The organism is Psychrobacter immobilis (assembly GCF_904846235.1).
GTDB lineage: Bacteria > Pseudomonadota > Gammaproteobacteria > Pseudomonadales > Moraxellaceae > Psychrobacter > Psychrobacter immobilis_C.
In genome coordinates this window covers 1-11,770 of sequence record NZ_CAJGZN010000032.1, presented here as the reverse complement: position 1 = coordinate 11,770, position 11,770 = coordinate 1, and the positions used below count along the sequence as shown (strand labels likewise).

5 protein-coding genes and 3 pseudogenes are annotated in these 11,770 nt (G+C 43.9%); 1 reads left to right on the top strand and 7 read right to left on the bottom strand.

Translation table 11 applies throughout. From position 1 onward, the window contains the following. Positions 1-123 precede the first annotated feature (123 nt). From JMX07_RS13780 to JMX07_RS13050, 5 genes and pseudogenes are all read right to left on the bottom strand, one after another. Positions 124-1,743: pseudogene (locus tag JMX07_RS13780) on the bottom strand (hypothetical protein); the annotation flags it as partial. Positions 1,744-1,997: 254 nt separating this feature from the next. Next, positions 1,998-2,214: pseudogene (locus JMX07_RS13775) on the bottom strand (hypothetical protein); the annotation flags it as partial. A gap of 3 nt (positions 2,215-2,217) precedes the next feature. Next, positions 2,218-4,752: pseudogene (locus JMX07_RS13770) on the bottom strand (ESPR-type extended signal peptide-containing protein); the annotation flags it as partial. Positions 4,753-5,120: 368 nt separating this feature from the next. Beyond that, entirely contained in the window at positions 5,121-6,758 is a 1,638-nt protein-coding gene (locus JMX07_RS13055) for a sensor histidine kinase (protein ID WP_201608377.1), read from the bottom strand. 14 nt (positions 6,759-6,772) lie between these two features. Beyond that, positions 6,773-7,459 carry a response regulator transcription factor gene (locus JMX07_RS13050; RefSeq protein WP_057759848.1) on the bottom strand — a complete coding sequence of 229 codons (687 nt, stop codon included), beginning with the start codon at positions 7,457-7,459 and terminating at the stop codon, positions 6,773-6,775. 374 nt (positions 7,460-7,833) lie between these two features. Here JMX07_RS13050 and JMX07_RS13045 point away from each other — a divergent pair, with 374 nt between their 5' ends. Beyond that, positions 7,834-8,358: a Spy/CpxP family protein refolding chaperone gene (locus JMX07_RS13045; protein WP_227543643.1), complete on the top strand. Its 525-nt coding sequence runs from the start codon at positions 7,834-7,836 to the stop codon at positions 8,356-8,358. A 149-nt stretch (positions 8,359-8,507) separates the two neighbouring features. Here JMX07_RS13045 and JMX07_RS13040 read toward each other — a convergent pair whose 3' ends face one another. Both JMX07_RS13040 and JMX07_RS13035 read right to left on the bottom strand, forming a co-directional pair. Continuing rightward, positions 8,508-10,100: a hypothetical protein gene (locus JMX07_RS13040; RefSeq protein ID WP_201547243.1), complete on the bottom strand. Its 1,593-nt coding sequence runs from the start codon at positions 10,098-10,100 to the stop codon at positions 8,508-8,510. Between the two features lie 55 nt (positions 10,101-10,155). Then, a complete protein-coding gene (locus JMX07_RS13035) occupies positions 10,156-11,670 on the bottom strand; it encodes a hypothetical protein (protein WP_201608375.1) in 1,515 nt (504 codons plus the stop codon). Between the last annotated feature and the right edge of the window lie 100 nt (positions 11,671-11,770).

Here is an 11,770-nt window from a genome sequence, read left to right as displayed (position 1 = left end):
TTGCATAGCACGATTGGATATGTGTCACCCTTTGAGTTTGAAAAGCGGTATTATGATAATTTAACCCTGTCAGGCATCGCTGCCTGACTCAAGTAAATCACTCTCCGATAAAGTCGGGGCGGTTCAGTTTAGATCAAACTTAATACTACTGCCATCTGCTGTGGTGGTGATGTTATTGCCACCAGTAAAGCTTAGGACACTATCATCGCCAATTGGTTTGTTGATATTGGCACCACTGTCTGCGCCAAAATTGAGTCCAGCATTTAGCTTATCCGTATTGGTTCTGATATTCGTGGTATTGGTCGTGATATTGCTGATATTCGTAGCAATATTTGTCGTATTGGTCGCGATATTGGTTGTATTAGTGGTAATGCTCTCTGTGTTAATTTGCACATTTTCACTAATTTCAATCGTGCCTTGTCTGATAGAAGCAATCGCACCATCAATATTGCTTTCACCCGTTCCACCAATGTCGCTGTTGGTGAAAGTACCATCTTCGGCATTGTAAACAGTGTCACCACCGATAATACTACTGATACCAGCTCCTTGGGCGTAAAGCTGACCACCGTTTATGGCGTCCTGGCTTTCTGCCGAAACTTCCCCATTTTGAACGTTGGTAATTTTGGTATTAGCGGCATCAATACCACTTTTCGTGATGCTTAGGCCACCTGCAATGGTCAGTCCATCGTCATTCATGACCGTACCACCAGTGGTTACGCTATTCAAAGTAATATCTGGGTTCAAATCAAAGCTAATGTCATTAGCATTGGTAGGGATGGCTACAGCTTGTAGTGATGGACTACTATCGAAAGCAGCGACATCACTCACTGATTTCCTAGATACCTTGATATTACCGTCTTTACTACTGAGGTCGACGGCATCTCCTTGTTTTACCATCGTAGCGATATCACCTTGAGCGGTGATGCCCCAACCTTGATCCAAGGCAATGGCGACATCTTTTAACTGCCCAACATTGACAGCATCCGTATTTAGCACACCTTCCCCAACGTTGCGAATGGTGTTGCCTCCATTATCTAGACCACGGCTACTCAATGAGACCTGCGAAACCATTCTATTCACGCCACTTCCAACGAAGGTAAAGCCTGCATCGCTCATGATGCTATTGCCTATCTGTATACTGCCATCATCTCCGAGGTCTAACTGATTATTCAGTTTCACTTGGACGCCAGTCGCAGAAGCGACAGTAGACAGATTGTTATCTCCTGTGACATTGATGGTATCGCCTAGGGCAAATTGCTGATCATTGGCACTATTGCCGTCACCAATTTTGATACCTTTAGCAATTTCATCATTAGTCATAGTGAGCTGTGCAAAGTTTACAGCATCAGTTGGTGCAACTCCTTTATCAACTTTGATAATTCTATTATTACCATTATCAAGACCTTCGTTGCTTAACGTAATGGTCTGATTAGGACCACCAGTGATGGTGACGCCTGCATTATTAAGCACCGCGCTTTCCATTCTCACGCTACCGTTTTTACCAAGCATGACATCTTCAGCCAATCTAACATTTAGATTGCCCTCTTCATCAGCGATCACACCGATATTGTTCTCAGTTAACTCTGTCGCGCCTCCTTGGAGTGTCAACGTTTGACCCAATTTGCGATTGACGACAACGGTTGTATCATCTCCTGTGAAGCTCAGTCCTAGGTCCACTGTATTGTTGGTTGCATTTAATTGTCTAACATTGACGGCATCTGTATCTCCCTGACCATCATCTACATTGACGATTCTATTGCCACCATTATCAAGACCTTCACGATTCACACGAACTGTACTATCAGCAAAGCTAGCACTAGTAAAAGTGACATCTTCTTTTGTAGCAACTTTAATGCCACCATCCTCGGCACTAAGAACAATGTTATCTCCCGTTAGGAAGTTAGCCGTATTATCAGTTTGGTTAAGCGTTTTGACATCAACTCCATCTATTTGAGCAACAATGGTCTGTATGGCACTGTCCGCTTTTCCCAGACTGGCTTTGCTATCAGCACTTAAGTCAACCGCGTAATCAGTGGTGTTAGTTGTATCATCTTTTTCACCTGCGGTAACTGTAACAGCGGCAGATCCTGCTGAAGCAGTAACGCCATCAGCATTAACGGTATAGACATCTTGACCGTTACCACCTGTAGACTTCACAACATCCTCCACGTTAGTACCTGCAGCAACTTCTGTTTTAGCGGCAGCGGAGGCACTGCTGAGCTGACTGACATTGACAGCATCATTTGGGTCTTCACCGTTATCAACATTGACAACCCTTCTATTACCAGCGTTGATACCACCAGACCTTGTTACGCTTGGACCACCGATAATTGTTAAACCATCCATGGTTAGAACAGTACTAGGAATACCTAGTGGACCATTCACAAATACTCCTAAGCCATTAACTGATGTACTAGCCAGTGCATTACCCGTTCTAACACCTAAACCATCAACGGTAGTACTAAGGTATGAGTTACCTGTTGTTAGACCTGAGCGATCAAGTGTCGTTGTATTACCAAGACCGAATGGAGAGCTCGAACCCATTCTTACACTACCGTTATTACCTAGGTCTAAGTTGTTGTTGAGTTCGAACGAGACATCATTGTTGTTTGCTGTTTTGGAGACAGTGATGTTGCTGTTTTTACTATTGAAGTCAACTGATTCGCCAGGTTCTACCGTACTTGCGGTAGCACTATCACCTTGTGCACTAATATCCCAACCTCTATTAGCAGTTTCTGTAACCACTTTTAGCTGAGATACGTTCACTGCATCCGTATCTGCTGAACCACCTGCAACGTTAATGATACGACGTTCGCTTTCAACAGCGCCTACTGAGACGGTGCCGTTATTGGCATCAGCAGCAACGTTGGTTAAGAAAGATGCGCCGCTTTGTACCGCCCCAATAGAGTTTTGACCTAAAGCCACGCTGTTTAGAGCATTTGCACTAGCACCTTTACCGAGTGCTACACCGCCTTGCGCTTTAGCTTGTGCATCAAGACCAATTGCAATGGTGTCTTGAGCCATGGCTTTTGCTTGATAGCCTATCGCAACCGCACGACTTGCAGTTCCGTTTGTGGCTCGTTGACCTATCGCCACTGAATTAACCCCTGCTTTTGCATCTTGACCACCAGCAAAGCCGTTGAATGAAGACCTTGCGCCTTCACCAATGACTGTTGCGTTTGCGTTTGCAAATGCGTTCTCTCCAACCACGGTAGAGTTATTACCGTTTGCATTGGCATTAGAGCCAACAGCAAGAGCGTCAGTACCTGTTACTGACGTAGTGTATGGCTGTGCACTGCTAGAACGAATCGGGAAATCAATGCCAGCAACGATAGTATCTAACGCTTTTAATTGAGATACGTTTACTGCATCACTGTTTTGAGTACCTGCTGCGACATTAACAATTTGGCGAGTACCATTAGTAGAGCTACCAACAGAAACTGCACCAAGACCTGTACTATTAGTTGCTGTAATAACTGCTTTGTCTATGACACTAGCACTTGATGGAGCAAACCCAAGCGCACCACCTGCAACGTTAGCTACAGATTGTGATCCTAGCGCCACGCCATCTTGAGTATTAGATTGTGCCCCGGCACCAAGTGCCAATGCCCCTTTTTCAGTAGCAGAGGCAGCCACACCGAACGCTGATGACGCGGTTGCAGCAGCATTCGCATGCGTACCTATTGCAGTTGCAAGATGACCCGCCGTACGAGCTTTGACACCAATTGCTATGGAAGCTGCCCCGCCCGATTCAGTATTTCCTGTATATGGGTCGCTTGCATCCAGTAGATCTCGACCCGCATATTCATTAAAAGCCGTATTGACTGTACCACTGTTTAGATCAGTGCTAGTGATACTACCGTCGATATTGTATATCGATGCTAAGTTTAGGTCATCGCCACCGATAGCAATAGAAGAGCCGCCTCTTGAAACGACATTCGCACCAATAGCAATAGACTGCTCGCCACTTGCCAACGTTTGCTGTCCAGATTCCGAGCTACCAATAGCAATAGTTTGACTGCCTGTTGCCTTTGCATTGCCACCCATGGCCATAGCGTTATAACCTGTTGCGCCATCGTTGTTGGCATTGCCAATAGCTTCAGAGTCAACACTATAATATTTAGTCTTGTTATCCTTGACTATATTAACTAGCCTATATAGCTGCGAGCCATTAACTGCATCTTTACTCCCTGCCATCACAGCACCATAGGATACATTGGTGATTTTGTTGTCACCATTGTTTAGGCCACTACTGCTCAAAATGACACTATTGGCTGGATTTATGGCTGTAATCTTAATGCCTGAATTATCAACTAAAGTATCACCCGTTTTGAGACTGCCATCAGTCCCTAAGTCGACATTTTCATCGAGCTTTATCGTTAGCGCTTTATCACGCCTATTGGCAGTCACGCTGATATTTTTGGTATCGGGATCGCCAGTGACCGTCTCTCCACCCTGCACCGTTAGTGTTTGATGAAGGAATGAATTGGTATGTATTCTAGGTGTTGGATCGTCTCCAACAAAGTAGGTACCCAATGCATTCGCCTGCATGCCAAAGCCAGCAGCTAATAGCCCAAGCGCTATTGTGCTGAGTCGTAATGTATGGATAGCGGACAGGTTAGACGTTGTACTGATGGAAGCGTTAGAGCTAACGCTAGATTTGGAAGACTTGCCACGTCCCTTTGCATATTCACTAACAGCGGTAAAACAACGTAAGGCTTCATTCCAGATAACTTTATAGATGCGGTTCATGATGTGTACTCCCTTACAGACTTGTCAGATTTAAAAAATCAGAGATAAGATCTATTTTCAGAGAGACGATGTGACAAAATAAAACGGGTTATAAGCTTATAATGATGAAACCTTGTTTAGATAGCAGTTGTGTTAGTCCTTAAGGAATAAGACGTTTTGTTTTGTATAACCTTTATCACCCTCTGCATATATTAGTATTACCGAATATATGCAGAGTAACAATACCGTTCATCAGCGTTTTAATACCTTTCATCTATTATATTCATATAAACGAATATAAATACTTTTAATTTTTGCCTATTTATAATAAATTACGTTGGTTTTAAAAAGAATTGGCTTTTATCTATTACTCAATAACTTCTCTTTTTTTATCTGTTGGGTAGCACTATTTGAACCACCAACCCTTGAATACCGCCTTGCCGGTTATGAGCATTGATATATCCTTTATGCGCCATGACTACAGCATGAACAATAGCCAATCCAAGACCATAGCCGCCAGTATCACGATGCCGAGCAGTATCAAGCCGCACAAAGGGATGGAAAATACGTTCTAAGTCTTTGTCTGCGACACCGCCGCCTTCGTCTGTTATATTAATTTGAACGGCTGGTGCCTTATTGTCCATCTTGATTGCTTTGATTTCCGCAATCACTGTCGAACCCGCTGCCGTGTGCATAAAGGCATTGCGAATGACATTTTCAAGTGCACTATACAACTGTTCTGCATTACCTTGGACTGTCCAAAATCCTGCCAAATCATCTAGCGCTGAGGCTACAGGCGGTTGCCATTGCCAATGCACGTCTTTATGTTGAAACTCAAAGCAGACATCCTCTCCGATATTACTAATAGTGTCGGATATATCGACTGCCTCACTCTCCAAATTATCGACGGTATATTGCTGCATTTGTAGAGACTGAATATGAATGATTTGCTCAATTAGCTCATTCATTCGTGTAGATTCTTTATCGATACGGTCTAGATAACGATTGGCATTGGGCGCAAAATCTCGAGTCAGCTCAGTCGCTACATCCAGACGAGCAAGTGGCGAACGCAGCTCATGTGAGATATCACTGAGCATTTGCTTACGTGCCAGCTCACTGTCAACCAGTCTGGTCGAGAGATGGGCAACGTCTTTGGCAAGTAGCCCCAACTCATCATCGCCCATCTTGGACAGTTCTGGGTTGGCTTGATAATTACCATCGATCATACGGTGTACGGTATTTTGTACACGGCCAATCCGCTGAGTTAGCGTACGACTGAGCCATATGCAGACCAATACACTAAAGATAACAATTAATAGCAAACGGATTGGAAAATTACCGTGCTGTATCTCTACCACGTCTGAAAAACGCAAGTGCGGACGCAACTGTATGATAATTGACTGACCATCAGGTAATTCAACAGACATATCAGCCAGTTCAGGACGAGTATCGATATCAGCTACTGCTGCACTACTTGCTGTTCTTGACTTTAGGAATTTTTGCCAAAAAGACGGCTCAATTTTCGGTATTTCATTGTCGTGTTCACGAAGTCTATTGTCAGCATTGCGACCTTCTAGACCATAAACGCTATTCTCTACTCTAGGTGGCCTAGGTGGTATTTGCTGCAACGGTTGTATCGCACGATCCATTAGCCGCCGACCACTTTGCAACTGTCCTTGCGCACGATCGTCTTGGTCACGGTAACGCGGGAATACAATAGCGCCCTGCTCATCATAGACTCTGATTTGATTCATCAGCTGTCGGTCTTGACGATACATCTGCCTGACAGAGTCTACATCACCAGCCCGTAGCGCCGCGACCATCTCTTCACGCTTTATCAATAGACTATCGATTTGTACGTCCATACGAGAGGTCAGCTCTTTTTCAGCCAGCCAGCGCTCTACCACGATAGACAATACAGAGGTGATTAAAATCGTCAGTAATAAGCTCAGAAACAGACGCCAAAACAAGGTAATGCGCACCTTAAACTTAGGTGCTTTTTTGAGGGTCTGCTCAGAAGCTTTCATCGATATGTCCGTCATTACAGCACCAGTTGATAACCTTTGCCACGCACCGCTTTTATTGGTTCATCGTGGAAAGGTTGAAGTTTTTTGCGTAAGCGAGATACATGTACATCGAGACTACGGTCGAAGGGCTGCAATTCGCGTTGCAGGACATTTTCTGACAGCCATGCTTTACTCACCACCTCCCCTTTTTGCTTGAGCAGAGCCACGAGCAGATCAAACTCTGTACCAGTGACTTGTAGCGTTACCCCATCTATCTGACAGGCGCGTTGGTTTTGATCGAGATGCAAACGACTCTCTGGCAACGGAGTATGCTCTGATGCGGTCGTATTGGTACGTTTAATCACTGCATTGATACGAGCCAGCAGCTCTCGAGGGTTACAAGGTTTGGTGATATAGTCATCGGCACCAAGCTCTAGACCAATAATACGATCAATCTCCTCCCCTTTCGCCGTTAACATAATGACAGGAATATCAATAATATTTGGTAATTGGCGCAAGACACTTAATCCATCTAATTTTGGCATCATAATATCGAGTACGAGTAAATCATAAACCGTATCTTCGTGTGCTACTGCCTTGAGTCGTTGTATGACTGCTGCACCATCATGCACGCAGTCACAGCGAATGCCATGATTGTCCAAGTACTCTTGCAATAACTGAGTCAACTCTTCGTCGTCATCGCCTATCAGGATATTTGGCATGCTTCTCTCCTTTAATTTTTATTTATCTCTATTTACTCAATCCAATCACTCTATAGTAATCATGACGCAATAAATCCGCGTACAAGTGTCATTGTGATATGGTTAGCGAAATTGCCGCCGTGGCATTTTTATTGTCGGTAGACTGTAGTTAACCATATTATCAGGCAAGCACTTGCCAATTCACCAGAAACGTTACCTTTCTTAATACTTCATAAATGTTCGTAACCTTTAACTGTCGTAATATACTCCTATCAACAGCAAGTATTGCATTTCTAAGATGGCTGACCATAACGAGCGATAACGTTCAACAGATGGTACTTGCAAGATAAAAATTTAGTGCTTATGAAATCAAACTCAATGTAATCAAGGATATTATGATGAAAAAATTACTATTAGGCTCAGTATTAGCAGCGTCTAGCATATTTACAGTAACGGCTTGCACCAGCGTTAACGCAACCACTGATACAACGCCAACTGCACAAATGCAAAAGAACCACAAAGATGGTGCGATGAGAGGCCCAATGTCAAAACTGGATCTAACAGCGACACAGCAAGCGCAAATCAAAGCCATCATGCAAAACAAACGTGGCGATCGCACTGCTGACCGTGCAGAACATCAAGCAGAACGCGCGCAAATGGATCAGCAAATACAAGCACTGACCAATGCCAGCACTTTGAATACTGCTGCTTTGAACCGTCTGGCTGATCAACGTGCGGCAAAAGAAAAGCAACGCTTTATCGAACGTGTACAAACACAACACGCCATCGCTCAAGTGTTGACTGCTGAGCAACGTGCAAAACTTGCACAAATGAAAGAAGATAGAAAAGGTGACGACGAAGGCCGTCGTGGTCCAGACCATCGTGAGCAACGTGGTGATCGTGCACAGCAAGGTATGTAATAAACCACTCCGGAAAAGTGTTATTTTACCCAGCTGTATACGTATAAACTAAAAAAGCGCGCCGTTAATAGGTGCGCTTTTTTTAGTGCAAAATTATCCTGTTCAAAAACTAATAATGCTTTCTATTTACTCATTAATACTCTAATAAGTTACTCAACCGAACCAATACGCTCTCTGACCATCGGCAACATGTTAAAGACCATCTTACCTACTGCCGTGCCATTACCATCTTGGTAGTATTGCAGCAGCTCTGGAGCATACTTTCGTAAATCAATGCTATTGCTAGCGTTCGGCATCTGCACATTACTTGGTAAGTTAGGAAACGCCAAGTCCTTAGTGCTGATAGCAGAATACTGCTGCAACACATCTATCCTCATGCCCTTATTACTATTCGCTTCGCTAGTATTGTCCAACTGACGACGTAAGTGCTCCCATTTGAGTTGACCACTTTTATCAAACCCGTACAGTTCCTGTACTTCTGTATTGGCAACGGCCTCACCTGTCGTGGCTTCCTCATTCATTTGATCTTCTATCATAGCCAGTATTTTTTGTACAATAGACTTACTGGTAAATGCCTTTGGATTTTGAATCGACTCAAACGCTGTCATCGGTTCGGGTTCTTGTACCAACTCTGGGTATTTTTCACTGATCCGATCGTAGAAAATCTGCATATATTTCTGTTGCGACGCTTGATAATCCCCAAAGCTTTGTACTCGGCGAATGATTTGATCGCTTGGTAGCATAGCCGATAACTGGTGCGCAGGCAGTTTTGGCGATATTGAAGCAAGTGAGTTAGGGGCAACATAATTAAACTGGCTGACAGGAGCCGCATCATAAGTCGCATCTAACGCTGCAAAGTGGCTTTTGATGACTTCACCACCAAATCCTTTAGGCAATGTACCATCATCAATAGCTATTTTTAACCACTTGTTTTGCCATTTTGTACCGAGTTTATCGTCCAACAATTCTGAGTTTAGAATCGCAAAATTATCTGCCCATAGGTAAATATCACCGTTTTTAAAATCCATATAAATAGGCTGGTTGATACTGCTGTGATGATTGCGTGCTTGATATTGCGCGCTGGCGAGCATCGTAGCCTTGCCTGCCATCGGTTGGTATATCCCTTGAGAGTCGATAGAAAGCGGCTTTAGCAAATACTCATCTAATAACTGTGCTTTCTTCCTATCTAACGGTTTTTGTTTATCCTCATAATTATCAAATAGCGCTTGATAATCTGGTGCTACTTTTACATCGCTATCGTATTGATGGTTATCCCATGCATGATAGGCATCTACACACTCAAAATACGACTGCCTTATGCTGTCACGCTTAGTATCGTAATCCACCGCTAAGATATCTTTGTTTTGCTGTTCGGCTTGCAGGATTAGAGTGGCGTACGCTTGGTCATGTGCCTCTTCGCAGTGTTCATCTACATAGTCTGATACCGCCATTTTCTCCGTACCAGTACCAGTATCGGCATCTGTAAATTGTTGGTTATTGCCAATCTCAAGATTACTATGATAGCTAAAGGACTGACGACGCTGTTTTTGTAGTGCTGTTTCTAGTGTTTTTTTGGCAACGCTAGGTGCTTGTTTTACAGCCGCTGTGTTGGACTGGCCCAAACTGGTAGACTGGCAACCTGTTAACAACAGCGCCCCTGTCAAAAATGCGCTGGTTATTAGCAGATTGTTTTTAGTCTTACATGGCAGACGTTGTGCAATGGTGTGATGTACTGTTTTCATTTTTTATCCTTAATAGATATGAGCGTAAATGCAATAAGATGATGTCATTTGACTTCTATTTTTCATTCATATCATCTTGAGCATCGTCAACTCGGCTCTCATCGACAGCGTCTGCGCCATTGTCTTTATCGTTACCATACTCATCAGTGCTATATTCATTACTGCTATATTCATTACTGCTATATTCATCGCTGTTATAAGCACCTTCGATACCACTATCTTGATAGTCATAGCGTGCATAGCGGGCCGTTTGTAATCTGTCTTTTTTCTCGCGCTGCGTAGCTATCCATGCATTGCCATCGATAGGAGGCATCGCGTCTGGACCAAAAGACTCAGTAAGCAGTGGTGTCAAGGCATGACGGTTAAAGCTGGCTTTATCGTAACGCACTTGATTTAGCATGGTTGTGGTCGACCCCATCAAATCACCACCGATATTGACACGTTGCTGCTTGGCCAGCAGTCGATCTGAGCTGTCTAAGTAATAGTAGTTGATTTGATTAAAAGAGATAGGACCGATAGCTTCGATCAGCTGCAATAGCGAACCGACATCCGCGCTTTGATAGCCTTTATTGTATAATTGCGCTTTAGCAAGTGCTGTCTTTAGTGCGGCACCATCAGGATATTTATCTGGATTGGCATCTACATATTCTTGCAGTGATTTCGTCACATATTTGAGCATCTTGCCAATTATTTCACCGCTTTGCTGGCTACCAAAATAGACTTTTACTGCGCGAGTCGCACCAACTTCTTTGGCAAACGTGTCACCACTGATATCGACTGCGCTAAAATGCTCAGGCGCCAGCTCAGCCATGCTGTTCCGTATCGCATTGAGCACCGCATCGTAGAGCACCGCTGGTGGCAACTGTGCCGTGATGCTTTCAGGCAAACCAAAGCTCACCGTGTGCGAGGTCATCTGTGCTGGTAATGGCGTATTCTCAGGGTTAGCAAGTGCAACGATCGGCATAATGGCCGATGGATCTACTACGACACTGCTATTATTAAAATCAAATGCTAACGGTATCTGTATCGATGAGCTAATCGTTGGTGTGGCGTAGTCGTAACTATAGACACTTTGTAGTTGGCGCTGCTTGGGACGATATTGACTGACACTATTGAATGTTAAATGCTCATACTGATAGGCATTGGATGCAGCTATTTGCTCAGGAGTGCGGTGGAACATATCAAGTATATTGCCAATCATGCCTGTAGATGACATTGGTAGGCTGCCACGATTTACCGTCTCTGTCTTAGCTTGCTGTTTTGCCATTTGCATGGCTTCATACTTTGCAGCCATTGACTTGGGACTTAAACCCGACATCCCTGAGAGCATACCTTCAGCACTGCTGCTGTATTCAGCATAACTATCATAGTCGTCACTACTGTAATCATCGCTGCTATAGTCATTACTATCATAATCTGCTGTATCGTAAGCATACTCGTTATCGCTGTTGGTATCACTGCTCGTCGGCTCATTCTCCCCCGCTTCAGCCAATATAGCAGCAATGGCTCTTCTCTCTGCTTCAGCTTCTGCTCTAGACTTATCATAACCCCAGTTCGGGATAAGCCACATTATAACTCATTGATACTATTTACAATGTTGCTACCTGTCCCTGCTGAGGCATATTTTTGATGGTGGGTTTATAGGGAAACCAGCAATAAGCAATTAAACC